The sequence below is a fragment of the Streptomyces sp. YIM 130001 genome (genome assembly GCF_003574445.1).
Taxonomy (GTDB): domain Bacteria; phylum Actinomycetota; class Actinomycetes; order Streptomycetales; family Streptomycetaceae; genus Streptomyces.
This window is the reverse complement of record NZ_KZ984549.1, coordinates 310,121-336,408: the sequence shown is the minus strand read 5'-3', so window position 1 is coordinate 336,408 and position 26,288 is coordinate 310,121. Positions and strand designations below refer to the sequence as shown.

Annotated in this window: 22 protein-coding genes; 10 read left to right on the top strand and 12 right to left on the bottom strand. The window is 70.7% G+C overall.

Features of this window, described 5'->3' with window-relative positions; genetic code table 11:
- Nucleotides 1–81 precede the first annotated feature (81 nt).
- The 3 genes from DSC45_RS04640 to DSC45_RS04630 form a co-directional block, all read right to left on the bottom strand.
- Nucleotides 82–1,380 carry a glutaminase gene (locus DSC45_RS04640; RefSeq protein ID WP_119287344.1) on the bottom strand — a complete coding sequence of 433 codons (1,299 nt, stop codon included), beginning with the start codon at nt 1,378–1,380 and terminating at the stop codon, nt 82–84.
- Between the two features lie 131 nt (nt 1,381–1,511).
- Nucleotides 1,512–1,898, bottom strand: a complete 387-nt coding sequence (locus tag DSC45_RS04635) for a GNAT family N-acetyltransferase (protein ID WP_119287342.1) — start codon at nt 1,896–1,898, stop codon at nt 1,512–1,514.
- 133 nt (nt 1,899–2,031) lie between these two features.
- On the bottom strand, nt 2,032–2,340 hold the full coding sequence (locus DSC45_RS04630) for a GNAT family N-acetyltransferase (RefSeq protein WP_119287340.1): 309 nt from the start codon (nt 2,338–2,340) through the stop codon (nt 2,032–2,034).
- A gap of 110 nt (nt 2,341–2,450) precedes the next feature.
- On the opposite strand from DSC45_RS04630, the gene DSC45_RS04625 reads away from it, so the two are divergent.
- Together DSC45_RS04625 and DSC45_RS04620 are read left to right on the top strand one after the other, a co-directional pair.
- Nucleotides 2,451–2,918 carry a MarR family winged helix-turn-helix transcriptional regulator gene (locus DSC45_RS04625; RefSeq protein ID WP_119287338.1) on the top strand — a complete coding sequence of 156 codons (468 nt, stop codon included), beginning with the start codon at nt 2,451–2,453 and terminating at the stop codon, nt 2,916–2,918.
- A 43-nt stretch (nt 2,919–2,961) separates the two neighbouring features.
- The gene (locus DSC45_RS04620) at nt 2,962–4,302 is read left to right on the top strand and encodes an aspartate aminotransferase family protein (protein ID WP_119287336.1); all 1,341 of its coding nucleotides are present in this window, start codon (nt 2,962–2,964) and stop codon (nt 4,300–4,302) included.
- Nucleotides 4,303–4,523: 221 nt separating this feature from the next.
- Here DSC45_RS04620 and DSC45_RS04615 read toward each other — a convergent pair whose 3' ends face one another.
- Both DSC45_RS04615 and DSC45_RS04610 read right to left on the bottom strand, forming a co-directional pair.
- Entirely contained in the window at nt 4,524–5,420 is an 897-nt protein-coding gene (locus DSC45_RS04615; protein WP_119287335.1) for an aminoglycoside phosphotransferase family protein, read from the bottom strand.
- A 177-nt stretch (nt 5,421–5,597) separates the two neighbouring features.
- A complete protein-coding gene (locus tag DSC45_RS04610) occupies nt 5,598–6,602 on the bottom strand; it encodes a LacI family DNA-binding transcriptional regulator (protein ID WP_119287333.1) in 1,005 nt (334 codons plus the stop codon).
- Between the two features lie 116 nt (nt 6,603–6,718).
- On the opposite strand from DSC45_RS04610, the gene DSC45_RS04605 reads away from it, so the two are divergent.
- Nucleotides 6,719–7,579 carry a phytanoyl-CoA dioxygenase family protein gene (locus tag DSC45_RS04605; RefSeq protein WP_119287331.1) on the top strand — a complete coding sequence of 287 codons (861 nt, stop codon included), beginning with the start codon at nt 6,719–6,721 and terminating at the stop codon, nt 7,577–7,579.
- Between the two features lie 98 nt (nt 7,580–7,677).
- Here DSC45_RS04605 and DSC45_RS04600 read toward each other — a convergent pair whose 3' ends face one another.
- A complete protein-coding gene (locus tag DSC45_RS04600; RefSeq protein ID WP_119287330.1) occupies nt 7,678–8,811 on the bottom strand; it encodes a serine hydrolase domain-containing protein in 1,134 nt (377 codons plus the stop codon).
- Nucleotides 8,812–9,002: 191 nt separating this feature from the next.
- Between DSC45_RS04600 and DSC45_RS04595 the strand changes: the two genes are divergently transcribed.
- Nucleotides 9,003–9,698 (top strand): O-methyltransferase, encoded by a 696-nt coding sequence (locus DSC45_RS04595; protein WP_240434458.1) that lies wholly within the window; start codon nt 9,003–9,005, stop codon nt 9,696–9,698.
- Between the two features lie 102 nt (nt 9,699–9,800).
- Complete coding sequence (locus DSC45_RS04590; protein ID WP_119287328.1) at nt 9,801–10,361, top strand: DUF2087 domain-containing protein; 561 nt, start codon at nt 9,801–9,803, stop codon at nt 10,359–10,361.
- Between the two features lie 118 nt (nt 10,362–10,479).
- Here DSC45_RS04590 and DSC45_RS04585 read toward each other — a convergent pair whose 3' ends face one another.
- Nucleotides 10,480–11,559 (bottom strand): peptidoglycan recognition protein family protein, encoded by a 1,080-nt coding sequence (locus DSC45_RS04585; protein ID WP_119287326.1) that lies wholly within the window; start codon nt 11,557–11,559, stop codon nt 10,480–10,482.
- Nucleotides 11,560–12,060: 501 nt separating this feature from the next.
- Entirely contained in the window at nt 12,061–13,611 is a 1,551-nt protein-coding gene (locus DSC45_RS04575; protein WP_119287325.1) for a DUF885 domain-containing protein, read from the bottom strand.
- 149 nt (nt 13,612–13,760) lie between these two features.
- Between DSC45_RS04575 and DSC45_RS04570 the strand changes: the two genes are divergently transcribed.
- On the top strand, nt 13,761–14,993 hold the full coding sequence (locus tag DSC45_RS04570; protein ID WP_119287323.1) for a PucR family transcriptional regulator: 1,233 nt from the start codon (nt 13,761–13,763) through the stop codon (nt 14,991–14,993).
- A gap of 121 nt (nt 14,994–15,114) precedes the next feature.
- Here the strand turns inward: DSC45_RS04570 and DSC45_RS04565 are convergent, their stop codons facing one another.
- The gene (locus DSC45_RS04565; RefSeq protein WP_205571240.1) at nt 15,115–17,331 is read right to left on the bottom strand and encodes an alpha/beta fold hydrolase; all 2,217 of its coding nucleotides are present in this window, start codon (nt 17,329–17,331) and stop codon (nt 15,115–15,117) included.
- A 46-nt stretch (nt 17,332–17,377) separates the two neighbouring features.
- Nucleotides 17,378–17,794: a hypothetical protein gene (locus DSC45_RS04560; protein ID WP_162929128.1), complete on the bottom strand. Its 417-nt coding sequence runs from the start codon at nt 17,792–17,794 to the stop codon at nt 17,378–17,380.
- A 336-nt stretch (nt 17,795–18,130) separates the two neighbouring features.
- Between DSC45_RS04560 and DSC45_RS04555 the strand changes: the two genes are divergently transcribed.
- On the top strand, nt 18,131–19,507 hold the full coding sequence (locus DSC45_RS04555; RefSeq protein WP_119287317.1) for an FAD-binding oxidoreductase: 1,377 nt from the start codon (nt 18,131–18,133) through the stop codon (nt 19,505–19,507).
- Nucleotides 19,508–19,667: 160 nt separating this feature from the next.
- On the top strand, nt 19,668–21,680 hold the full coding sequence (locus tag DSC45_RS04550) for a sulfatase (protein ID WP_119287315.1): 2,013 nt from the start codon (nt 19,668–19,670) through the stop codon (nt 21,678–21,680).
- Between the two features lie 81 nt (nt 21,681–21,761).
- Here the strand turns inward: DSC45_RS04550 and DSC45_RS04545 are convergent, their stop codons facing one another.
- Nucleotides 21,762–22,142, bottom strand: coding sequence for a VOC family protein (locus DSC45_RS04545; RefSeq protein ID WP_119287696.1), 381 nt, complete (start codon nt 22,140–22,142; stop codon nt 21,762–21,764).
- A 143-nt stretch (nt 22,143–22,285) separates the two neighbouring features.
- Between DSC45_RS04545 and DSC45_RS04540 the strand changes: the two genes are divergently transcribed.
- Nucleotides 22,286–23,938 (top strand): serine/threonine-protein kinase, encoded by a 1,653-nt coding sequence (locus tag DSC45_RS04540; protein ID WP_346426644.1) that lies wholly within the window; start codon nt 22,286–22,288, stop codon nt 23,936–23,938.
- A 254-nt stretch (nt 23,939–24,192) separates the two neighbouring features.
- Nucleotides 24,193–24,882, top strand: a complete 690-nt coding sequence (locus DSC45_RS04535; RefSeq protein ID WP_162929127.1) for a 4'-phosphopantetheinyl transferase family protein — start codon at nt 24,193–24,195, stop codon at nt 24,880–24,882.
- Nucleotides 24,883–24,923: 41 nt separating this feature from the next.
- Here DSC45_RS04535 and DSC45_RS04530 read toward each other — a convergent pair whose 3' ends face one another.
- Nucleotides 24,924–26,180 (bottom strand): MFS transporter, encoded by a 1,257-nt coding sequence (locus DSC45_RS04530; RefSeq protein WP_119287309.1) that lies wholly within the window; start codon nt 26,178–26,180, stop codon nt 24,924–24,926.
- Nucleotides 26,181–26,288: the final 108 nt, after the last annotated feature.

Here is a 26,288-nt window from a genome sequence, read left to right as displayed (position 1 = left end):
GACTGCCATGGATTCGCCATCGATGCGGCGCCGTCGCCGTCGCTGCCTATCCGTCAAGTCCCGTTCGTGCGCTGCCGGTTGTCACCCTGAGTCACCGGCATGCGGCGAGCGTCCGGCTTGTTCCACGGTGCGGACGACGGTGATCCGGCCTCCGTCGCCGGGATCGGGATCGGGCAGGATCGACTCCGGATCGACGACGTACACCTCGTGGCCGTCGAGTGTGAGTCGGCGTGTGACCTCCAGGATCATGCGCCGGGCCACGTCGTCGATCGAGTGGACCATCGTGAGGTCCACAGCGACCTTGACCTCCCGGGGCGCGGATTCCACGGCCTCGCGCACCACCCGCTCGGCACCGGCGAAGCCGATCCCGCCTTGCAGTTGGAGGACCCGTAGTGCGTCCGGGCCGCTGCCGACCACGTGGTTGGAGCGCACGGACGCGCGCGCGGCGGCCGGTACCCCCATCACATGCAGCCCCATGTCGGAGGAGAACCGTTCGAACAGGGACACCCCGCGCACGCTGTTTCCGTGAGGATCCAGGCGCGGCGAGAACGTGGCGATACCGATCTGGCCGGGCAGCGCACCGATCAGGCCGCCGGCCACACCGCTCTTCGCGGGGATGCCGACCTGGGTCGCCCAGTCACCCGCCGCGTCGTACATCCCGCAGGTGAACATGACGCTCAGCACCTGACGCACCACCCGCTCGGAGATCACCCGCTCACCCGAGAGCGGATGCACCCCACGGTTGGCCAACGTCGCGGCCATCATGGCCAGATCGCGCGCGGTGACGAGGACGGAGCATTGACGGACGTAGCCGTCGACGACGGACCTCGGGTCCTCGGTGAGGACGTCGTGGCTGCGGAGCATGTGCGCAATGGCGAGATTGCGGTGTGCGTGCTCCATCTCCGACGCGCACACCGCCTCGTCCGTCCTCAGCCGGCGTCCGGCGAAGGCCGAAAGGCCCTGCACCACGCGCTCCACACGCTCCGCCGGTTTCAGATCCTGCGAGCCCGCCAGCGAGTGAGTGGTGATCGCGCCCGCGTTGATCATCGGGTTGAGCGGGCGACCGGTGTCGCTCTCCAGGGAGATCTGGTTGAACGCCTCTCCCGACGGCTCGACTCCGACCTTGGCGAGCACGGCGTCGAATCCGCGATCGGAGAGAGCCAGGGCATACGCGAACGGCTTGGAGATCGACTGGATCGTGAACTCGACATCGACGTCACCGACTCCGTAGACCTCGCCCTGGACCGTGGCGAAGGCCGCGCCCAGGCGCTCGGGATCCGCTGCTGCGAGCTCGGGGATGTATCCGGCCGGCTCGCCGGACGTATCGGGCTCCGCATCTTCGAGCGCCTCGGCCAGATAGTCGGGAATGACGGACCGCATGGGTGTTCCTCTCACCGGACGGGCAAGCTTCGGGCTGCGGTGCCAGTGCTTCCGCCGCCGTAGTACGTCTACGCTCCCGTTGACCGTCGGAGCGTCACCGAATCGCCACCGGATGTGCGGGACCGCGGATATCAGCCCTCCACGGTGCGCGTGACCAGGGCGATGTCGGACGACGTCGGCCGACGGAACACGCCTCCGTTCGCGACGAACGCGTCGCCGTGCTTCGCCAGATGGCGAGCGAACAGCGGGCACACCGGCACGACGGTCAGATTCCTGCGCATGCTGTCATCGAGCGCCTCACGCACCAGCAGCCCGGCCAGACCACGGCCACCGAACTCCTCGTCCACCTCGGTGTGGAAAAAGATCCGCTCGTCACCCGCTCGGGGCGGGTCGATGAATTCGGCCCTGCCTGCGGGGGATCCGTCGGCGAGGTTCACGGTGTAGGCGTTGATCGGGCCGGTGAGATCCAGCTCGACCGTCACGGAGGCGCCGGTCTTGTCGGTCAATCCTTCAGCCATCGGACTTTCCTGTCGTCGGGGCGATCGCGAGAGGGCGTGGCGGGCGAAGAAGGTGTTCCTGTGTGCGCGGCGCGGCGGTGTCCGGCCGGGGCAGGCGGCGGAGGCAGGTGCGTCGCGGTACGCCGCGGTGTGTTCAGTCCTTGACGTTGCTGCGGGACTGATACAGCAGGTCTTCGTACTCGGGGTGCCGGGCGATCCACCCCGCGAAGAACGGGCAGGTGGCCAGCACCCGCAGGTTCGCGGCGCGCGCCTCGTCGAGAGCGGTGCGGACCAGCGCTGCCCCCACGCCCCGGCCCTCGTGTTCCGGAGAGACCTCGGTGTGCACGAAGGCGATCAGTTCCGGCGTGCGGATGTAATCCGCGATGCCCGCGACCTCGGACGCTCCGTCGATCCGGGCTTCGTAACGCTTCGCTTCGGCAGCGTCCGTCACTTCCACCGACATGTGCCCTCCAGATGCCTTCCGCATGGACGTTCTCCACGCTAACCCAATCTAGTTGATGCATCAACTTTCTGCCTGGCGTGCGGTCCGGGCGGCGCCGATACGCTCCCTTCATGAACCCAACGCCTCGCTGGCTGACATCGGAGGAGAAGACCGCCTGGGACAGCTTCATCCACATGCAGGAGAAGCTCATCGGCCGACTTTCCCGCCGTGTCCAAGCCGACTCCGGGATGTCCGCCTCCGACTACGTCGTATTGGCGAAACTCACCGAAACCACCGGCGGGCGGATCCGCTTCATGGATCTGGTGAAGCTGGTGGAGTGGGAGAAGAGCCGTATGTCGCACCAGGTCGGCCGGATGGTCAAGCGCGGCCTGGTGGCCAAGGAGGAATGTCCCGACGACGGGCGCGGATCCTTCATCGTCGCCACCCCGGCCGGCTACCAGGCGATCGAGGATGCCGCGCCCACGCACGTCGAGCACGTCCGCCGACTGTTCATCGACGCCCTCACCCCGGAAGAGCTCGATGCCCTCGCCCGGATCTCGGACCGCGTCCTCGCGCACATGGACGAACAGCCCGACTGACCGATCGGACAGGGCTTCCCGGAGACTCGCCAAGGAGAGTTCCATGACCGCAGAGAGCACTCGCACGACCGCCCGCACCGGGACGGACGCGTTCTGGCAGGACGCCGACCGCCATGTGGTGCGCTACGGTGCCGCCTTCACGCCTCGGATCATCGAGAAGGCCACCGGCAGCTACCTCTACGACAGCAGCGGCGCAGCCATCCTGGACTTCACCTCTGGTCAGATGAGTGCGGTACTCGGGCACGCTCATCCGGACATCGTCCGCGCGGTTTCGCGGTCGGTGGCCGAACTGGACCACCTGTTCAGCGGGATGCTCAGCCGCCCCGTCGTCGACGTCGCCAAACGCCTGGCCGCGACATTGCCGGAGGACCTGAGCAAGTCCCTGCTCCTGACGACCGGGGCGGAGGCCAACGAGGCCGCGCTGAAGATGGCGAAACTGTCCACCGGAAAGCACGAGATCGTCTCCTTCGACCGGTCCTGGCACGGCATGACGTCCGGGGCCGCGGCAGCCACGTTCTCCGCCGGCCGGCGCGGCTACGGACCCGCCCAGCCGGGCAACTTCACCCTGCCCACACCCAACAGCTACCGCTCGCCGTTCCGTCGCCCCGACGGCTCGTACGACTGGGAGGCCGAGCTGGACTACGGATTCGCGCTCGTGGACCAGCAGTCGACCGGAACACTGGCCGCCTGCCTGATCGAGCCGATCCTGTCCTCCGGCGGGATCATCGAGCTGCCGGTCGGCTACCTCGGGCGCCTCAAGGCGATGTGCGCCGAACGCGGCATGCTGCTCATCCTCGACGAGGCCCAGACCGGCCTCGGGCGTACCGGTCACATGTACGCCTTCGAGCGTGACGGGGTCGCGCCGGACATTCTCACTCTCTCCAAGACGCTCGGGGCCGGCCTGCCGGTCGCCGCGGTGGTGACGAGCGACCGGATCGAACAGGCCTGCCACGAACGCGGCTTCCTGTTCTTCACCACCCATGTCTCCGACCCACTGGCGGCGACGGTCGCACTGACCGTCCTCGATGTGATCGACAGAGACGATCTGGTCGCCCGCGCCGCGACCCTGGGCAAGCAGCTCACCGAACGCCTGCACGCGCTACGGGAGGCACACGACGTAGTGGGCGATGTTCGGGGGCGCGGGCTGCTGCAAGGTATCGAGCTGGTGCAGGACAAGGCGAGCAAGACACCCGCCGACCAGCTCGGGCAGGACGTCACGGCCGCCTGCCTGGAGCGTGGCTTGCACCTGAACATCGTCCAACTCCCCGGAATGGGCGGCATCTTCCGCATCGCCCCGCCGCTCACCGCCACCGAGGACGAACTGCACGAGGGCCTCGACATCCTCGAAGCGTCCCTCGACGCGACGCTCGCGGGCCGCACTTGATGTGAGGGGCTGTGGGCCCGGGAGCGGTGGCCGCCGGATGTCGGACGCCGGTCCTGGGCAGCGTCGACCGGCGCGAAAGGTCGGGGTCGGGCCCTTGCGGCAGAGGGTCCGACTGCGCGCCACCTCGGCGTCGCGGCGATCGGGTTGCCGGTTGCCGCAGCGTCGCCCCCCTAAACCACCCAACTCCTCCGGTTTCTGAGGCGGTTGTCGAATGCCGGGTGTCAGATGCCTTTGAGTACGCGATCAAGTGCTGACCGGCCCGCTGGTCCCCAATGCGGCTTGCCGCCGGGGAGGCCTCGGTCTCCGTTTTGCCCCATGAGCGTCAGGAAGAGGCTCTTCATGGCGGCCAATCCGCGGGCGCGCCGGATCGCCGCCTCGTCTGCCTGCGCGTACGTGTCGAAGAAGCGCGAGGCCGTGCCTGCGGGAAGCAGTACCCACGCGGCGGCGAGGTCCCACGCCGGATCGCCGGCGAAGAGGTCGCCGAAGTCGACGATGCCTGCGAGCGTTCCGTCCGAGACGACGACGTTCGCGGGATGGAGGTCGCCGTGCACCCACACCGGCGGGCCCTCCCACGCGTCGGCCGCAACGGCTTCGCCCCAGACGGCCCGCACGTCGGCGGCGATGCCGTCGAGGGCGACGGCCTGGGCGAAGCCCTCGAAGGCGTCCGTGCAGTGTCTGGGGTGGGAGCCGCGGTCCGTACTGACCGGGGCGTCGTCGGGCGCCTTCACATGGAGCGCCCGGAGGAAGCGCGCCAAGGTGTCGGCCGCGTGGTCGCCGTGGCTGATCGAACCGTGGTCCAGCGGTGTGCCGGGGACCCAGGTCATCACGGTCCAGTGCTTGGGGAAGCGCTCGGACGGTTCGCCGTACCGCACCGGGGTCGGCACCGGGAGCGGCAGGCTCGGAGCCAGCTCGGGCAGCCACCGCCGCTCCTTGAGCTGGAGCTCGGGGGTGGGGTCCATGCGCTGCACGCGTACGGCCAACTCGTCCCCGAGGCGCCACATTTGGTTGCCCCAGCCTCCCGGCACCTCGCGGATGGCCAGGTCTGCGAGGTCTGGATGTTGATCCCGCAGCAGGTCGCGGATCAGATCTGCGGTGATCTCGATGTCGGTGTCCGTCATGCCGAGTCACGATACTGAGGGCGGCAGGCGGCAGGTCCCGGTGGGCTGGTGCAGGCGCGGAGGTTCTCGCCGTGGTGGTCGGTGGCGAGCGCGGACGGCAGCGTGCAGGGGGAGTGGGAGCGGCCTGTCGGCGTCAGATGGGGTGCACGGGCACGGGTCGGCGACCCGTCTGGTGCGTCAGGCCGAGGCCCGACGCACCAGACGATGCGGAACGACAAGGTCCTGCGGCGGTACAGCAGTTCCGGGGCTGTATATCCGGTCGGCGAGGCACTGCAGCGAACGCTCGGCGATCTGCTGCTTGTCCGGGGATACGGTGGTCAGGGCAGGGTTGCTGTAGTGACCGTCCTCGATGTCGTCGAAGCCGACGACCGCCATGTCGTCAGGGACGCGTAGACCCCGCGTGTGGGCCGTGTGCAGGGCGCCCAGGGCGAGTTCGTCACTGAAGGCGAAGACCGCGTCCGGTACTGACCCGCTGTCCAGGAGCTCCGCCATGGCGCGCGCGCCGTCCGCCCGGTGCAGCGCCTCGACCGCGCGCTCGGCCTCCACGACGGGTTCCAGGCCGGCCTGTCGCAGTGCCCCCCGATAGCCTTCCGCGCGCAACACCGCAGTGCCGTTGCGCAGGTGAGGCTGCAGGCCGATGGCTGCGATACGACGCCGTCCCTGTGCCAGGAGGAACTCGGTGGCCTCCCGCGCCGCCATCACGTTGTCCACGGCGACGCGGTCGGCGACGCCGTGCGGGGAGCGCTCGCCCAGCAGAACCAGCGGAGTCCCGGGGGCCGCAGCGGCCAGTTCGGCGGAGTCGAGCGCCCACGGGCTGATGATCAGCCCGTCCATGGCCCGCTCGCCGCCTTGTGCCAGCAGGCGCCTTTCCGCCTCCGCCTCGCCGCCGGTCTGGTCGATGATCACCGTCCAGGAGCGGCGCTGCGCCTCGCGGACCAGCCGCCCGGCCAGTTCGGCGAAGTAGGGCGAGTGCAGTTCGGGGATGGCGAGACCGATGATGCCGGTGCGGCCGGCGCGCAGACTGCGGGCGGCGAGGTTGGGCCGGTAGCCGAGTTCCTCGATCGCCTCCTCGACCCGTCGCCGGGTGCCCGCGGCCACCGAGGCCGTACCGCTCACCACGTTCGACACCGTGCGCACGGACACTCCGGCCCGCGCGGCCACATCCTTCAGACGACTGCTCACGTCGCCATCCTTTCACCACGCCATGTCGCCGCACGCAAAGAAGAGTTGATATCTCTTGCCGCGTTGCATGCAACGTTGCAATCTAGGGGTACGACCACGCTTGCAAGGAGGCAGGAATGGCAACGCAGACCCCGCACGCCTATCCCGGTGTCGCCCTCGAGAGCCTCGATGTCCCGGTGGGCCATGATGTCGAGAACCTCTACACCGACGGCATCACCGCACGGAAGGGGGCGTTCACCACGGAGTGGACGGATCGTCTCCGTGAGGACATCGACCAGGCGTTCACCGAGGCGCGTTCCCGGCCGGGCGGTGCCGTGGGCCGGGGCCCGAACCGCTTCTACGTAGAGATCCACCCCGAACAACTGCGCGGCTTCGTCGAGCTGGCCGACCATCCGTGGGTGCGTTCGGTGGCCACCGCCGTGCTCGGCCCGGACTACCGCATCGTGGAGCTGGGTTTCGACGTCCCTCTCGAGGGTGCCGTCAACCAGCCCTGGCACCGCGACTTCCCCAGCCCCGAGGAGACGCGCGGTGCGGGCCGGTTGACCTCGCTGGCGTTCAACGTCACCGCCGTCGACACGGAGCCGGACATGGGCCCGTTCGAGATAGCGCCGGGCACGCAGTGGGACGACGAGCCGGATTTCGACCACGGCATGTTCCCGCCCCGGGAGCGCTACGGGCGCTACGCGGAGCGCGCCGTGCGCAAGTACCCGCAGCGGGGCGACATTTCGGCGCGTACGGCACTGACCATCCACCGGGGAACCAAGAACGAGTCGGCGAAGTCCCGGCCCGTCCTGGTCCTCGGCCTCGACGGCCCGGAGGCGGACAACGGCGACCACCACGACACCGCCGTCACACGCGCCTACTGGGAAGCGCTGCCCGAGCGGGTGCGCCGCCACCTCGACTGCCCGGTCGTGGACGAGCTGCCCCCGCTGACGCAGAAGCACACCATCGAGGGCCTGGTCATGGGCGACGCCTGAGGCCGGCGGCCCAGCCGAGCCGGCCGCCGGCAGCACGGCTTCCCGGCTCGAGCGGGTCGATGAGCGAAGGCCCTCGCCTCAGGTGCTGTCGGCTCTCGTCACCCCAACGCCCTTACCACCGACCGCAGAAGGCGTTCGTTCTCGGGTGCCGCACCGCCCGGGAAGGCGAAACGGCGGCGGGTGTAGGCGTACGCGAAGCCTTGCCGGGGGTCGGCCAGGGCGAGGGAGCCGGCGGCGCCGCTGTGGCCGAACGCGCCCGCGCCGAGTGCGGGGAACCGAGGGCCGAAGCTCTGGAAGCCGAGGCCGAACGCCTGGGGCATTCCGGACACCAGGTCGGTCCCCGCGGAGTGGATCCGGGCGAAGTCGGCGGCGGTGTCCGGCCGCAGGAGCGGATCGTGTCCGTCCAGGCCGAAGGCGGCGGCCGCGTACATGTCGGCCAGGCCGCGCGCCGTTCCGACGCCGCCCGCCGACGCCTGCCCGCCCGCGCGTACGGTGCGGGAGTTCGGGAACTCGTACAGCTCGCGGCTGTCGGGTGAGTGGTTGTTGAACGCGATGCCGCCGAGGCTGTGCGGGCTCGTCCAGACGGCTTCGAGGAGGGCTGCCTCGTCCGGCGTCGGCAGCATCGGCAGTGTGCTGAGGAAGCGCGGCTCCTCCGTCTCGGGGAGCCCCAGCCACAGGTCGAGGCCGTGCGGGACGCGGATCCGCTCGTCGAACCACTCCTGCAGGGTCCGCCCGGTGGCCCGGACGATCACCTCGCCGACCAGTGCCCCGATCACGAACGCGTGGTAGCCGAAGTACTGCCCCGGCTGCCAGAACGGCCGCTGCCCGGCCAGCCGGGACGCGATCGCACGGTCGTCGGCCAGTTCCTCCTGGCTGAACCCGGTATCCGGGCCGATCAACCCGGCGCGGTGCGCGAGCAGTTCGCGGAGCGTGACGGCGCTCTTGCCCTCGGCGGCGAAGTCCGGCCAGTACGAGGCCACGGTGCGGTCCAGGTCCAGGGCGCCGTCCTGCACCAGGAGCGCGGTGACCAGGTACGCGGCGCCTTTCGTGGACGAGAAGACGCCGAGCAGCGAATCGGCTTCCACGCCGTCCGAACAGAGGTCGACCACCCGCTCGTCTCCCCGGCGAACCACCAACTGCGCGCCCGGCGGATGCTCCGCGCCCGCCACGAACGCGGCGAACTCCTCGCCTACGCCGTCGAAGCCCTCGGCGACCGTGCCGTGTACTGCCACGCATCCTCCCCGACCGGGCCGTGACGTCCGTGGCTCGGAGAACCGGGCAGACCCGTGGGCTATTCCCGGTGCCGCCCGTGCCCCCGCGCGCCGGTTCCCCGTCGGCCCCGAGGGACAGGCGGCCGGCTCCGGTTAGGCTGACTGCGCCGTGTCGGGATGGGGCGCCGTACGACTGAAGGAGAGGCCACGTGGTGTCGGAGGAAGCTCGGCCGGACGGCCGGACGGGTCAGGAATCACGGTCCGTGATGGTGGAACGGCCGCCGTTCCACAGCCGGCTGATCACGGATCCACGCGTGCTCGGAGTGCTCGACGAACTCTACGAGCGCGAGCGGCGCGTCAACTGGGAGGCGTACCCCCACGATCCGGACCCGTTCCGGCATGCAGGGACCGGGTTCTCGCTCAGTCCGGAACAGGGCGATCAGCTGTACCTGCTGGTCCGTCACGGGCGGGCGAGTCATGTCGTCGAGTTCGCGACGTCCCTCGGCTTCTCGACGATCTTCCTCGCCGCCGCTGTGCGCGACTGCGGCAAGGGGAGGGTGTACACCGCCGAACTGGTGCCCGAGAAGGTGCAGCAGGCGCGGGAGAACCTCGCACGGGCCGGCCTCGGCGACTACGTCACCGTGCTCGAAGGGGATGCCCGGAAGACGCTCGCCGCTGTTCCGGACGGCATCGACTTCGCGCTCATCGACGGCTGGGAGCCGATCGTCTCCCTGGACGTCCTGAAACTCATCGAACCGAAGCTGAGATCCGGCGCGTTGGTCTACAACGAGAACCAGGACCGGGAGTTCCTGGAGTACGTACAGGCGCCCGACAGCGGATACGGGAACGTGCCGCTGCTCAGCGGCTCCAGCTACAAGCCGCAGGGCGAACTCTCGCTGCGACGCTGACCGTCGCACGCGCCGGCGAAAACGGCGTGCTGCACGCCAGGGCCCCGACGTAGGCTCCAGCTCTGCCGATCGGGTACGCCGCGGGCCGAGGGAGCCGAGTGCATGAACGACGTCGTCACTCCGAGTCGTGCTGCGACGCTGTTGGACCTGGTCGGGGCGCCAGGGCGCCTGAAGTTGCTGGCCACCGTTCTCGAATCGTCCGACGAGGAGAACGGGCGGTCGTTGACGGCGATCTCTGAGATGACCGGGCTGGATCGCATGTCACTCATGAAAGAACTGATGCGGCTCTCGGTGCAGGGACTGATCTCGCTCGACGACGGTCGGGTCACGGCGAATCTGTCCCCCTTGCGGGACACTGCTCGGGCCATGGACAGCGAGTTTCCGGTGACCGTCATCCTGGAGAAGGATCCCGAACTTGTTCGGTTCTTTCGCCACGGACGCCTGGTCAGGATTCCCGAGAACTTCGACGCGAAGAAGCGGGTCGCCGACATTCTGGTGTGTCTGCTGCCGGAGGACCGGGAACTCACCGAAGCCGAGGTGAACCATCTGCTCGGGCAGGTTCACGATGACTACGCGGCCGTCAGGCGACTCCTGGCGGACCTGGGGCTGATCACCCGAAACGGAAGCCAGCAATACCGGCGTGCCCGCTCGGTCGGTGGCTGAGAGGGCCAAGTGCTCAACTGCCTTCTACGCACTGCCGGGCCCGCCGCGTCCGCCGTCCCACCGGCGAGGCGGGACGGCGGACGCGGACCACGGAGGGCGTGGCGTCCGTCGAGTGCGGTCAGGCGAGCAGACGCTTCCAGTCGCTGCGCGTGAACGCGCCCGCGGACGTACGGGCGCCCGCGCGGCGCATCGTCTCCACGGCCGCCGCGACGTCCTCGTTCTCACCCGGGCGGACCTCGGGGGTGATCAGGGGCCAGATGTCGGAGCCGAGGTAGCCGGTCTCGTCGACGGTCGAGTGGTAGGTCGCCGAGCACGTGTGCTGCTCGATCCGGTGCGTCTCGGTGAGCTTCACGACGGCGCGCTGGGTGGCCGCGTCCAGGACGCCCGAGGTGCCGACGTCGCTGAACCCCTTGGCGCGCAGCAGGTGTTGGGCCGCGCGGACCTGGGGGCCGACGGCGTTCGGCCGCAGCAGCGGCCACACCGCGGGTGCGGACACCTTCGCCACGCCCATGGCGCCCGCCACCGCGTCCCGCAGTTCCTGGAGGCGGCCGTACAGGACGGTCCCCGGGCACTCGGTGGAGTTGAAGTCGCGGTGGCCCATGATGTCGGCGACCGGGCGGTTGTACTGGGTGGCGATCCAGGCGACCAGGTCGACGAGGGAGTCCCAGAGGGCCTGGGGGACGTCGACGTCGACATAGATCCCCTCGTTCTCGATGCCGATCGTCTCGCTGTTGTGATCGCCGACGTGGGCGCCCTGCACGTGCTGCGTGCCGCCCTGCACCACGCCGAGGCTCTGGTGCCTGCCCTCGAGCACGTATCCGCCGCGGCTGTTGGTGAACTGCTGGCCGCTGTCGCCGAACCCTCGCGCGATGTGGGCACTCTGGATGCTGCGGGCGATCTCCTTGGCATGCTCCAGCGAGTAGTCCTCGCTGTTGCCCGGGTCCGCGGTGTGATGGACGACGATGTAGGTCGGCACCCGGTCGAGTACGACGATGTCCTCGGTCGGCGCCTGGGCGCCCCACTCCGCGGTGGTGTAGACGCGCGGCTCGGCCGCGGCGGGGCGGGCCTTCGAGGAGCGGGCGGAGAAGGGGCGCGCGGAGGCGGACTCGGCGGCGCCGAGGCCGATGGCACCGGCGGCGGTGGCGGCCATGCCGCCGCGGATCAGCGCGCGTCGGTTGAAGCCGGGCTGTGGGGTCATCGGTGCTCCCTGAGTGGGGTGTGGGGGAGGGGCACTGCTGTTCACGCCTGGCCAGGGAAGCAGTGAGCCATGTACGCGACAACCCCGTTCGAGGTAAATACCCAGGGTTTCTTGGGCAGTTGAAAGAACGGCGACCATGAATGCCCCACAGCCGAGCGAATCGGCACCGCTCTTTCGGTGGTCGCACCTCTGGTGGCGACCGTCCCGAGGTGCGGCGCGTCGACCTGATCGTCGATGAGGTCACCGGTCCATGCGCCGACCTGGACTCCGACACCGAATCCCGGCACGCAGGCAGTCGCACGGTTGGGCCCGCGCGACTGGCGCAGGCAGGGCCGCGCGTACGTCACCAGGCACACCCTGCGCACCGTCGGGGGCGACGGGCGCACGCGACCGCGGCACGAGCACCGGTGAGGCGGAACCGCTCGCCGACGGACTCGAAAGCCCGTGGGACGACCTGTCGTGTTCCTCGAACCCGGTCTTCGTCCGCGTCAGGTGGCCGGACTACCGGCCCACGGACTGCGCCACCCGCTCCCGCATCCGCGGCATCGGCACGGCCCCGCCGGTCAGCATGGCCTCGTGCACGGTCCGCGGGTCGGCGGCACCGGCCGCCTCGCGGGCGTGCCGGAACGCGAGGAAACCCGACCGGTAGGCCAGCGCCTGCGCCGGCAGGTCGGTCGCGTAGCGCAACGTCTCGGAGGCGATCTGGCGGTCGCTCTCGAGGGTGTTGGCCCGCATGAAGGTCCGGGCCTTGTCCAGGTCCCAGAAGCCGAGGTTGAGTGCGGTGTCGACGACGAGGCGCTGCGCGGTGAACCGCTCGTGCGCGAGGCGTCCGTAGGCGTCCCAGTCCTCGGCGTACGCGCCGAGCTCCCAGCCGAGGTGCGAGGCGTACTCGCCCCAGCCCTCGTTGAACGCGGTGATCTGCGCGCCGTGCTGCTGCAAGGGGTGCAGGCTCGCGTTCTCGGCCTGCAGGGCGAGGTGGAAGTGGTGGCCCGGGACCAGCTCGTGCAGGATCAGCGCCGCCGAGGTGAGCAGCGAACGGTCCTGCAGCTCCGATCCGTTGAAGTGGTATCGGCCGACCGGGCGCGAGGAGGAGGGCGGCGCGTAGTAGCCGAAGGTCATCCCGGCCTCGGCCGCCGGGTCCAGGCGCTGGACGTCGTAAGGCGCGCGCGGCCGGGTGTGGAACAGGCGGCCGATGCGGGGCTCGACGCGGGCGATGTGCCTGCGGTAGACGTCCGCCACGGCCGCCGGGTCGTCCGCGTACAGGTGCCCCTGTGCCTTCACCCAGGCGAGGGCCTCCTCCTCGTCCGCGGGCCCGCCCAGCCGGGCGCGGATCTCCGCCATGCGCTCGCTCAACTCCGCGCACTGGTCGAGCCCGAGCCGGTGCAGTTCCTCCGGCTCGAGGCCCAAGGTGGTCTCCTGCTGCACCAGAGCGCGATACGCCGCCTCCCCTCCGGGCAGGTGGGCCAGGCCCACCGCATCGCCCGCGACCGCCGCCGACTTCTCGATCTCGCCGGCCACCTCGGCCACCGCCGCGTCCACCGCGCGGTCCGCGAGCAGCGCACGGAGCTCCTCTCCCAGAGCCGCCCAGCTCGTCCGTACGCCTTCCACGGCGGGCCCCGGCACGGTGATGCCGCGCTGACGCTGCTCGCGCAGCAGCCAGGCGGACGAGCGGACGAGCTCGGCGAACTCGGCCGTCAGCCGCACTCGTTCCGACCCCGAAAGCGGGGCCAGCACCAGCCTGGCCGTCTGATCGAACTGGAAGTTGGCGCGGTACGGAGCCGCCGGGTGCAGGTGCCACATCACGCGGGGCTGATCGGCCTCCGTGGTGAGCACGTGACGCAGCACCGCGGCGAGATCGGCCTCGGCGGCGGGCACCGGCAGCGCGTCGAGGTCGGCCAGCAGCTTGTCCGCCTCCGCCGCGCGTTCCTGCACGGTGCCGGCGTCGAGCCTCGCCATCGACTCGGGCGGCAGGCCGGCCAGCACCGCGTACACGGGTTCGTTCCGGGTCAGCCGTGCCCAGCAGGCGTCCGCAAGGTCCGAAATCGCTGTCATGGAGGGCTCCTTCGCTGCTGCGATCCGGGCAGCACTCTAGGAGCGCACGGACTGCGTCGGCCCGGGACGTCCGTTGCGCATCGAGCCGTACCCGCGCGTCAGATGTCGGATCGGTTCCCGGACGGCAGGCACGGCTCTAGAGTGCGGGAATGGTCTCGGAGTTGCAGCAATTGGTCGACGCGTTCGGCGCCAGGCTGGGCCGGTCGATCGCCATCGACGACGCGCGTATCCGGCTGCTCGTGCACAGCGCGCACACCGGCGACGTCGACGCCGCCCGGATCGAGTCGATCATGCGGCGCGAGGTGTCCACCGCGCTCGTCGAACACGTCACCGCGCACGGCGCCGCTCAGGCCGCGGACGTCTTCACCGTCCCGCCACGTACGGAGATCGGCATGGCGGTGGAACGGATCGGCACACCGATCCGCTACGACGGTGCGCTACTCGGCTATGTGTGGCTGCTCGGCTCCGACGGCCCGGCGGGCGCCAGGGAGTCCGAGGCGCTGAGAGAGGCCGCCGGGCAGGCTGCGCTGATCATGCATCGCGACTACCTGGCCGACGAGGTCTCCCGAAGCCACGCACGGGAGTTGCTCCGCGACCTGGTCGCGCCCGACGACGCGCTCCGGACGCAGGCGACGGCCTCGCTCGTCGAGGACGGTCACGCCGTGGCCGGCCCGGTGGTCGCCCTGGTCGCCACCGTGGCGCACGCTGCCGGCGAGCCGCCCACCGAACGGCAGCGGCTGGCCCTGGATCTGGCCGTCGACCACACCCGGCGACGGCTGCCGCCCTCCCGCGGCCTCGCGCTGACCCGGCCGGACCACGCACTGCTCCTCACCGTCTGGCCGGGCGCACGCTCCGACAGCATCGACCGCGACGCCGGCGACCTGGCCGGCGTACTGCGCGAGAAGCTGGCCGCGGAACTCGGCGTCGGCAAGCACACGCCGTGCTGGGTGGGGGTGGGCAGCGTGCGGCGGCGCCTGAGCGAGGCCCATGCGTCCTACCGGGAGGCCCGGCGTGCCGCCGAGGTCGCCCGCATCACCGGGGTGATCGGCCAGGTCGCTTCGTACCCCCGCCTCGGTGTCTACGCGCTCCTGGCGAAGCTCAGCCCCGAGGAGCTGGCCGAGGGCATGCACCCGGGGCTGCGCGGCCTGCTGAGTCCGGACGCCGGGCACCAGGACCTCGTCGAGACGCTCCGGGTGTATCTCGACCGGGCCGGAGACGCCCAACGCGCCGCCGCGGAACTGCACGTCCACCGCTCCACCCTGTACCACCGGCTGCGCCGAGTGGAGGAGTTGGCCGGCCTGGACCTGGGCAACGGCGACGACCGGCTGGTCGCCCATCTCGGCCTCAAGATGGCCCGGTTGCGGCCTGCGGGGACGGGCTGAACCAGGGCTCGCCGTCCGGATCGGCGCGGCCCCACGCCGATCCGGACGACAAGCCGCAGGGGCGCCCGGCGAGGAACCGGCCGCCGCGCACGCTCACCGCGGTGCGCGTCCCCGGCGCGACTCAGCCCTCCGGCGTCCCGAGCTGCGCCTCGAAGAAGCCGGCGACCTTGCGCCAGAAGTAGCTGTCGTGGCTACTGGCGTAGCCGTGCCCCTGCTCGGGCAGGACGACGAACTCGTGGTCCTTGTCGGCCCGGATCAGCGCTTCGGACAACTTCACGGCGTCGGTCCAGGTGGCGTGGTCGCAGGTGCCGCAGACCAGCATGAAGGCGCCGTCCAGGTTCGCCGCCAGCGGCAGCGTGTCGGCCGCCGCGTAGGCCTCGGGGTGGTCCTGCGGCAGGCCGAGGTAGCACTCGTAGAGCACGCTGGAGAACGGATCGAAGCCGGGGGCCGACGACACCGCCGCCCGGTAGACGTCCGGACGGTCGGCGAGCAGCCGGAACGCCGCGTAGCCGCCCCAGGAATGCCCGGTCACCCCCACCCGCTCGCCGTCGACGAAGGGATGCCGGTCGGCCAACTGCCGCATGGCAGCGGCATGGTCGTCGACATGGCCGCCCGCGAAGTTCCGGTGGACCACGTCGTGGAAGGCCTTGGACCGCTCCGGAGTGCCGCGACTGTCGAGTACCACGGTGATGTACCCGAGTTGGGCGATCGCGCGCGCGTAACGGGCGAAGGTGCCGCTCCAGGAGTGCGGGCCGACCGCGAGCTGCGGGCCGCCGTAGACGTAGTCGATCAGCGGGTACCGCCGATCGGGGTCGAAGTCGTGCGGGAAGAACATCGTGCCCCACAGCTCGGTTTCCCCGTCCGCGGCCGTGACGGTGAACTCCTGAGGCGCCGTCCAGCCGGCCTCGTCGAGCTTCGACGTGTCCGCCCAGGACAGCTCGACCAGTGCACTGCCGTCCATGCGGCGCAGCACGGCGGCCGGCGGCTCGTCCGGCGTCGAGTACGTGTCGACGAACACGTCCCCGGCAGGGGAGAAGGCCGCGCTGTGGACACCCTCGCCCTCGGTGAGTCGCCGCACCTCGCCTCCGTCGAGCGGGACCTGGCACAGATGCAGGTCGTAGGGCCGGTCCTGGTCGTGCCGCGCCGTGAAGTAGACCTGCCCGTCGGCCACCCGCTGCACCGCGTCCACGGGCCACTCACCCGACGTCAACTGCCGCAGCAGCGTGCCCTGCAGGTCGTAGGCGTAAAGGTGCTTGAACCCGTCCCGTTCGGACAGCCAGAGAATCTGCTCACCGTCCGGCGTCAGGAGCAGCCCCACCTTGCGGCCGAAGTAGAAGTCGTGGTGGATGCGCACGAAGGTGTCCCCGGTCTCGGAGAACAGCTCCCGCACCGCCCCCGTCGTGGCGTCGGCGGCCAGCACGTCCGCCCGCCGGCAGTCCCGGCTGATCCGTACCACCAGGACCTCCGAGCCGCCGGGCAGCCAGCCCGCGAACATCGGGTACGTATCCGTGGTGTCGCCCAGGTCGATGTCCACGGCCGGACGCCCGTGCACATCGAGGATGTGCAGCGTGTACCGCTCCAGTACGCCGCCGGCCGTGGCGTGGTAGCGGTGCACGACCTCGTCGTCGCGCTTGAGCTGGTGCACCTGCGCCTTGCGGGAGACGCCGGCGTTGTCGACCTTGTACGCGGCCAGCTTGGTGCTGTCCGGAGACCAGTCCGTCACCGGAGCCAGCAGGCCGATCAGGGCGAGCGCCGGGTTGCTCATGTCGAAGCGCCACTCGTGTTCGGGCGTGCCGTCGGTGGTCAGCGCGAACTCGCGGCCGTCGTAGGCCGAGCGCAGCATGATGTTCCCGTCCCGCGTGGACGCCAGGAACCGGCCGTCGGGAGACCCGGACTCGAGTGCCTTCGCCGGATCGACGAGCGGCTGGGTACGCCAGTACTCGCGCGGGCTGCGCCGCGCCGAGTCCGACAGTCCGAAGACGGTGTCGATCAAGCTCTCGTCCGGCTTCCTGGAGACTCCCGCCGTATCCAGGTCGACGGTGACCGTGTGCGGGCCGACCTGTGCCTCCACACTCCGCGGGCCGGTGAACACCACTTGGGCGAACGGAAGTCCGCGCCCCGGCGGCGTCTCACCCGTCGCCTCCGTGATCGCCGCGCGGACCCGCCCGACGTCCACCAGGCGCGACTTGTCGCCCGTCGCGACATCGACGAGCCAACCGCGCCGCTCGTCCGCCGGGCCGTCGACGAACGCCAGCGTCTTCCCGTCCGGCGACCACGCGGGCGTGACCTCGCCGCCCGTGGTCAGTGAGGCGAAGTCGTCGTAGAAGAGGTCGAACATTCGATTACCGGTAGTAACCATCGGCAGTTCCCTTTCGGTTCGTGTGCTATTGCGCGGGATCGCCGCTCGAGCAGGGGAATTCGACTGGCACGGTGGCCACCGTCTGCGCCGCGGTGAAGGCGTCGGCGACGTGTGCCAGTACGGAGGAGTCGCCGCGCACTCGTATCGCAGGGTCGAGCGCGACGCCTTCGCGGGCGGCCCCGGCGGCGCGGACCACCGCCGACCAGTCGCCGACGTACGTCACGTCCGACGCCGGCGGTGATTCGAGCGAGAACGAGACGCCCAGGCGCCGGTCGAACCGCATCACCCAGTGCTCCGTGCCGTGCGGCCCGTCGCTCAGTTCGTAAGTCAGCACGTAGTCGCGGTCGAGCGCCGCACAGGCGGCCGCGACATCGGCGGACGCCCCGAGCAGCCGGTTCATCTGCCGGACGTGCTCGGGCGACATGAAATCAGGCTTTGACATGGCGCTCCTCGGTCGGGAGGCCAAGACGATACGACCGCACGACCGTCCGCGGCCCCCTACAGACGTCGTGCGAAGAGCTCCCCGTGCGGTACAGATGACCCATGTCCGCGGGGCACTGCGGCGGTGCGCTCGGCGAGGTGCCGGTCCGGTCAAGTACCTCGAGGGCGGGAAGCCGGAGCGAGTCCGTAAAGTCCAGGAGCGCATGGAGGTTCCTGCCTTTCGGCTCCGGCTCGGCGCCGTGTTTCCATGCAGGTACGTGGTCCATGCAGGTACATGTGCCGCGCTTGCCCGTCGGCCCCCGGGACGGGCCCGTAGAACCGCATGAGAGGACCGACCATGAGTGCCCCCGTCGTACGAGCGATCCGGCAGCACATACCGGCGGACCGGGTGATCACGGCCCCGGAGAGCGTCGAGGGCCTGAGCCACGACCAGGCCGCGTGGGCTCCGTACGGGCGTCCTGCGGCCGTGGTGCGCGCGAGGTCCACCGAGGACGTGGCCGCGGTGGTCCGGGCCTGCGTCGCACATCGCACTCCGGTCGTCGCACGCGGCGCGGGCACGGGCCTGTCCGGCGGCGCCAACGCCGTCGAGGGATGTGTCGTCGTGTCCCTCGAGACCATGGACAAGATCGTGGAAGTGAACCGGCTGGAGCAGCTCGCGGTCGTGCAGCCGGGAGTCGTCAACGACGACCTGCGGGCCGAGGTCGCCGGGCACGGCCTCTGGTACCCGCCGGACCCGGCCAGCTCGCCCTGGTCGACCATCGGCGGCAACGTCGCCACGAACGCGGGCGGCGTGTGCTGCGTCAAGTACGGCGTCACTCGCGACTACGTCCTCGCCCTGGAGATGGTCAACGGTCTCGGCGAGGTGGTGCGCCTCGGCCGGCGTACCGCGAAGGGCGTCGCGGGCTACGACCTGGTCGGCCTCGCGGTGGGGTCCGAGGGCACGCTCGGCATCGTCACCGAGGTGACCGTGCGGCTGCGTCCCCTGCCGAGCCCGGCGATCACGGTCGCCGGATTCTTCGCGTCCCTGACCGACGCCGGGGAAGCCGTCCGCGCGGTCGCCGCCGCGGGTCTGACCCCGTCGGCGCTCGAACTCATCGACCGGCACTGTCTGCGCGCCGTCGACGACTGGAAGAACATGGGACTGTCCGAGGCCGCGGAGGTCGTCCTCCTCGCCCGGGTCGACGAGCCCGGAGAGGCCGGGACCGCACAGGCCGAGCGCCTGGTCGCGTGCTTCCGTGACGCGGGTGCCGGTTGGGCCGAGCGGTCCACCGACGAGCAGGAGGCCGACGCGCTGTTCGCCGCTCGCCGCCTGGCCTACCCGGCCCTCGAGCGGCTCGGCCCCGTACTGACGGAGGACGTCTGCGTCCCCAGGGAGCACGTCCCTCAGATGCTGAGCAGGATCGAGGAGACCGCCGTCCGGCACGACATCGTGATCGCGAACATCGCGCACGCCGGCGACGGCAATCTGCACCCGCTGCTGATCACTCCTCCTGGCGACGAGGCGGCCAAGTCCCGTGCGCAGAAGGCGTTCGAGGAGATCATCGCGGACGCGATCGCGCTCGGCGGGACGGTCACGGGGGAGCACGGAGTGGGCCTGCTCAAACGTCCGGGGCTCGCGGCGGAGTTGTCGCCGGAGGTGATGGCGATGCAGCACGCGGTGAAGCAGGCCCTCGACCCGCACGGGGTGCTCAATCCCGGCAAGGTCCTCTCCTGATCAGGGCGCGGAGCGGCGGCCGTTGACACGGTGAAGTACGGGAGTCGCGCACATGTGCGAGGGCCGTCTGGCAGCATGAGGCGTTGAAACGATCACGCCAGGCCGTGAGTTCGGGTTCACCGGCGCCACCACCAGTGCTCAAACCCCGGAGGCTCTCCGCATGACTGCAGCAAGGCCGGACCGACGCACAGTGCTACGAGGGTTGAGCGCCGCCGGAATCGGCGGCGCGGCCAGTTGGGCCGCAGGCGCCCACGGCGCCGAGGCGGCGACGACGCGCCCCAACATCATCGTGGTGCTCATCGACGACCTGGCCCGGCGGGAGTTGGGCTGTTACGGCAATACCTTCAACGAGACCCCGCACATGGATCAACTGGCCGCCGACGGGACCAGGTTCGACGCCGGCTACGCAGCGGCACCGGTCTGCTCCCCGACCCGGGCCAGCATCATGACGGGGCAGTACCCGGCACGCGTGGGCATCACCGAGTTCCTCGGCGGCGCCGGCGACGACTTCCTGCCGACCAGCCACCACACCCTGCCGAAGACACTGCGCGGAGCCGGCTACCGGACGGGCCTGATCGGCAAGTGGCACCAGAGCGAGACCTACACCGGGCCGGTCCGCGAGCGGCCGGGAAACCCTTGGTCGCACGGCTTCACCGAGGTCATCGCCTCGGAGCAGAAGTACATCGCCGACGGTGACTACTTCCACCCGTACTTCATGCTGCCGGACCTGCCCGCCCGCAAGGAGGACGAGTACCTCACCGACCGGCTCAACCTGGAGGCCGTGGACTTCATCACCCGCGCCCACGGCGACGCGGAGCCGTTCTTCCTCTACCTCTCGCACTACGCCACCCACACGAAGCTCGCCGCACCGCAGCCGTTGGTCGACAAGTACGCAGCCAAGCCGGGCGCCGGCGAACCCGGCAAGAACCCGGAGCTCGCCGCGATGCTGGAGGTCATCGACGACGGCGTCGGCTCGATCCGGGACACGCTCGAGGACCTGGGGATCGCCGACAACACCGTCATCCTGCTGCTCTCGGACAACGGCGGGGACGGCGGAGTGGCCACCAGCAGCCCACTGCGCGGCAGCAAGGCGACCCTGTACGAGGGTGGTGTCCGGGTGCCGATGATCTCCTACCACCCGGCAGCACCCGGCGGACGTGTCGTCGACACCCCTTTCAGCACCGTCGACTTCATGCCGACCCTGCTCGACACGGCCCACGTCGCCAGGCCGCCGGAGCAGCACCTCGACGGCGTCAGCTTCGCCGGACTGCTGGCCGGGGGCGGGGCGCCGCGGCGTTCCGACCTTTTCTGGGTGTACCCGCACTGGCACGACCCGGGCACGCCGACCGCGTCGGTCCGCCGCGGCCGCTACAAGCTGCTGCGGAATCTGCACGACGGGCGGGACGAGGTGTACGACCTCCTCGCCGACCCCAGCGAGAGCGATGACCTCGCCGGCCGACTGCCCGCCAGGCGACGGCGATTGCAGGCGGCCCTCGACGCGCACCTGCGCGACGTCGACGTGATTCCGCCGGAGCCCGATCGGCGCGCTTTCCCGGAGCGGGTCCTCGATCAGGAGTTCCGCAGGGGCATGGCCGGATTCACGGTGCTGGCTCCGGAGCCGGAGGGCCGGACCGGGTCGGTGCTGGCCACCGACGGTGCGCTCACCGTGGCGGCCGACGGGGCGCCGGCCTTCGCACTGCTCCGCTCGCCCCGCGCGGCCGACGAGCCGTCGGCCGCGATGGTCGTCGGCCAGCGTGCGTACGCCGGGGACGAGGCATCGAGCCAGGACACCGTGTTCGTCGGCCTGGTCAAGGACGCAGGCAACTACCTGATGGTCTGGTACAACCACCGCCGCAAGCGCACCGGTTGGGACGTCAGGATCGACGGCGAGGCCTCCGGCGAACGCATCGCACAGCTCGACGAGAAGATCGACTATCCGGGGCCGGGCTCCCGAGTGGCCTGCGTACTGCACCGCGACGAGCTCACGGCGTACGCGGTGGCAGCCGACGACAGGTGGCAGTACCTGTTCACCATCGATGTGGGCCGTTATGCACGGCTCGACGATCCGGACGTCCGCCGGCAGTTCCACTACGGCTTCGGAGTCCGCATCGACGGAGGCGAGAGCGCGGTGGAACGCTTCTCGGTCGGTGCGCGAAGGCGACGCGGCGACTGATGCACAGCAGCGCCGGCACCGTACGTGCGGGCCGCCGCCGTGCGGTGCAACACCTGCCACGCCGGCGGCGTCAGTGAGGGGTCAGGGTCCCGAGCGCGCCGGCGGCTGGTGGAGTCCGAACGGTGACCCTTGGTCGTCGCGGCAGAGCTGGAATCGGCCGAAGCGCGCGGCGGAGGCCTCGTCCGAGCCCAGGTCGACCGGGTCGACCGACCCACCGAGAGCGCGCACCTGCTCCAGGGCCGCCGCCATGTCGTCGACCCGGAAGAACACATAGGGGCTCGCCCCCGGGTCGCTGCCGTGCAGGCCGCCGGGGAGCGTGGGCGTCTCGATCGTGGCGCCTGCACCGTCCCCGCCGCCGCCCGACGCCGTGCCGAAAGTCCAGCCGAACAGCCCGCCGTAGAAGGCCTGGGCCTGCCCGACATCTCCCACCCCGAGCTCGAAGAACGAGATCTCACCAGCCATCAGGAGCACCTGCGATCAGTACGGGTACGAGGTCCGTCCCTCCAATGTACGACGGGGTGAAGGGCGTCACACCCTGGCCGATATCGTGTCACGACCACGACAGGAGTCACTCGCGGGCAAGGAAAGCGGGATGACCGGCACGGGTGCACGACGAGGAGCGCGAAGTGTGGGACGGCACGGGGCCCGACGAGCCAGGACGCCTGATAGCCGGGCGGTATCGCCTGGTGGAGAGAATCGGGCGCGGGGGCATGGGGACCGTGTGGCGGGCGGAGGACGAGGTTCTCGGCCGGCACGTCGCGATCAAGAAACTGCACGTGCCGGCCCGCCTGGAGGACGCCGAGCGTGACCGGCTCTTCGAGCGCACCAGGCGCGAGGCACGGAGCGCGGCGCGTATCACGCACCCCAATGTCGTGGTGGTGCACGATGTCGCGGACGATCAGGGACTGCCCTGCATCGTCATGGAGCACGTCCGGGCACCCGCGCTCGACGACATCCTGAAGAAGAACGGCCCCCTGACTGCCCACGAGGCAGCCCGAGTCGGCCTCGGGATGGTCGCGGCGCTGCGAGCGGCGCACGGCGCCGAAGTCCTCCATCGCGACGTGAAGCCCGGCAACGTACTCCTCGGCGACGACGGGCGCGTGGTCCTGACGGACTTCGGGATCGCCGTCGTCGCCGACACCTCCACCCTCACGCGCACGGGCGAACTGGTCGGGTCCATGGACTTCCTCGCCCCGGAACGCCTCAGGGGCCGCGACCCCGCACCCGCCTCGGACCTGTGGGCCCTGGGCGCGACCCTCTACCAAGCCGTGCAGGGGTACCCGCCGTTCCGCCGCAACACCCCCTTCGAGACCGCGTACGCGATCGTCTTCGACGCGCTCGAGCCTCCGGCCGGGGCGCAGGCGCTGGCCCCGCTGATCGAGGAGCTGCTCGCGAAGGACCCGGCCGATCGGCCCTCGGCGGGCGAAGTCGAGCTGCGGCTGAGGGAGTTGAGCGACGCCACCGCGGTCCAGAACGGACTCCACTTCCCTCCCGACACCCTGGGCGCGGCGCCGGCCTCCGGTCGTACGGGCCCGACAGCACCGCTGGTGAACGCAACAGGCGCTCCGGTGACGGGTGCGCCTCCCACCGGCGCGCCCGCGGGCGGGCGTGGTCGCGGACGGCGGCGGGTGGCCCTGTGGGCGACCGTCGCAACTGTCCTCGCGGCCCTGGCACTCGGCGGCACGTTGTTCGCGCTGCAGAGCCGGGACAAGGACGGCTCACCACCGCAGAGCGGCGCCGAGCCGTCCGCGAGCGACAAGCAGTCGCCCACACCCACGCCCAAGCCGTCCCCCGTGCCGCCGGGTTACCGCCTCGTGCACGAGAAGCAGCTCGGCGTCTCCTTCCCGGTGCCCGAAGGATGGACCCGCAAGGACCTCCCGGAGGACAACGAGGGCGTGGCCTACATCGACCCGGCCGGCCTGGTCAGCCTGCGCGTCGCGACCGTCGACTTCGCGAGCACCGACCCGCTGCAGCGCTGGAAGGACGACGAGGAGAGGTCGGTCGAGGAGGGGAAACTGCCCGGCTACCGCCAGATCCGCATGCAGGGCACGGCTTACCGGGGCATGCCGGCCGCGATCTGGGAGTTCACCTGGCAGGGCCGAGCCCGCGAGTTCCGCGCCCAGGACCTCGGATTCGGAGAGCCGGGCAAGACGGAGTACGCGATCTACCTCTCTGCACCGAGCGCGGACTGGGACACCCACAAGCCGGTGTTCGCCAAGGTGCGCAACGGGTTCCGGTTCGACGGCGGCGCGGGCTGAGCAGCTGAACTGCCGCGGCGCGCCGGCCGGATCACCGGCCCGACGACGGGCCGTGCCGACGCCCCCTCGGACGCCGTCACTTCTCCCTGTCAGGGCGGGATTTTCCGTGAGCTGTCGTTCCCCTGGAGCTACGCGCACACTGCCGTGAACTGCGGGGGAGTCCTGACGGAGATCTGTACCGGAGCGTCTTGAGCCGCGTGAGTGCGGCGCGGACCATGGGTGCTGAGTGCCGCCGACGAGGAGGGGGAGCCGCAGTGCCCCGAGAGGTTGTCGCAGGGCCGGATCGCGACCAGGGCGGTGAGGCTGCGGCGCGGGCGACACCCGCGCAGGCCGTACGCCGGATCACCCAGCGTGCGCCCGTACTGCCCGGCCCCCGAGGTGAACCGTGCTGGCCGGCAGGTCTGGTGGGCAGCATGACCCACTGCACCGGTTACCGGGCCGCGGTGCTCGGTCGTGCCGCCGACGTTCGGGGTATCGGTATCGACGCGGAGCTGCACGTGCCGATGTCCTGGCGCACTGTCGAGCGGATCGCGCTCCCGGCCGAGCGGCGGCGGATCCGGTCCGCATCCGCGGTACTGCCCCAAGTGCACTGGGGCAAGCTCTTGTTCAGCGCCAAGGAAAGCGTCTACAAGACGTGGTTCCCGCTCACCGGCCGGCCCCTCCGCTTCGCGGACGTCGACGTCGCGTTCCGCGTCGCGCGGGGGTGCCGCGACACGGGGAGCTTCCGGGCCCGCTTCGTACCGTCCGGACGGGTCTTCGACGGAGCAGGATCACCCTGGCTCGGCCCCGGGATCGCGGGAGCACCGGCGGAGTTCGCGGGGCGCTGGCTGATACGCGACGGACTCCTCCGCACGGCGATCGTGCTCCCACAACCCGCCCATGAACCAGGCGCGTTCACGAACACGCAACCTGACGGGCCGACCGACGGGCCGTGCTCGACGTGACGACGGTGATGCTCCCGCACCGGCCCAGGAAGGCGACGCGTCTAGCACCGGGTGCGTGACTCGTCGTCGCGACTGCTCCGTACATGCGGGCGGCCGGCGCCCGTACGGCCGCCGGCCGGCCGTGCACCGGCGAGGAGCACGGCGAGCGCTGCGACTGCCGTCACCGCGGACATGGCCGTGAAGCCGGCGGAGAACGTGGCGATCTGGGCCGCCAGGCCGAGCGCGAGAGAGCCGACGCCGGTGCCGGCGTCGTAGCCGATGTTCCACGCGACCGAGGTGATGTGCTGGTTCGCCGGGCCGGCACGGGTGAACGCCTGCACCAGAGTCAGGCTCTGCAGCCCTCCGTACGCCGCTCCCAGGAGAAGCAGTCCGGCCAGCAGAACGAGAACGGTGTCACGCTGCGAGGCGACGGCCACCGCGATCAGTGCCAGACCGGCGCACGCGGACGTGGCGAGGATGACGCTGATCGGCCGCGGGGCGATGCGGTCGGCCAGCTCTCCGCAGCCCCAGCGGGCCAGCGCGGCCGTGGCTGTGAGGGTGAGCAGTCCCGCGGCGGCGAGCGCGGGGCCGGCGGTGAACTGCGGGGCGAAGGTGAGTACGGCTCCGCCCGCTGCCGTGACCACGAGCAGCACGGCCAGCGGGAGCAGGATGCGTCGGAGCACCGTCGTGGCCGGTTCCGCCGCCTGGGCGGGGCCGTCCTGGGGCGACGGTCGCAGGGTGCGGGCTTCGACGGCGCGGCCGAGGGTTCGTGTCCAGGGCAGCGCGAGGACGGGGAGGACGCCGCAGGCGATGACCGCGGGCAGCGCGAAGGAATCCATCAGCCAGGGAGCGGCCGGGGTGAGGACGACCTGGGGCAGGGCGATGCCGAGGCCGTAGAGGCCGATGGCGGCTCCCTGCCGTCCGCGCGGTGCCAGCGCGGCCGCGGCGATCGAACCGCAGACGGTGATGATGCCGAAGCCCGCTCCGCGCAGCGCGGTCGTCAGCAGGATGGGCAACAAGTGGTCACTGAGGGCTTGCAGGACGGCGGGCAGGCCGAGCAGGAGCGCGCCGAGGACGAGGGTGCGGGTCCATCCGAGCTTGCGCAGTGCCGTTCTGACGCAGAGTTGCGCCAGGACGGTGGCGGACATCAGGACGGCGGTGACGAGACCGGCGCCGAACTCGTCGGCGCCGCCGCTCACCGCCCACGCCGGTGTGACGGGCAGCAGCAGGGCGAACCCGGAGAAGCAGAACAGCACCGTCACCAGCAGGTGCGGGATGCCGGGCGTGCGTATGACGGATTCCTTCGCGGGTGCAGGCATGATCCTCGAGCGCCCCCTCCATGGTTCGGTGTGCTGCACCGTGCGGTCGTTTCGCTGACACTTTACGGTCGGTGCCCCGTCCGGCCCCGCGGCACCCTGCTCGGAGCT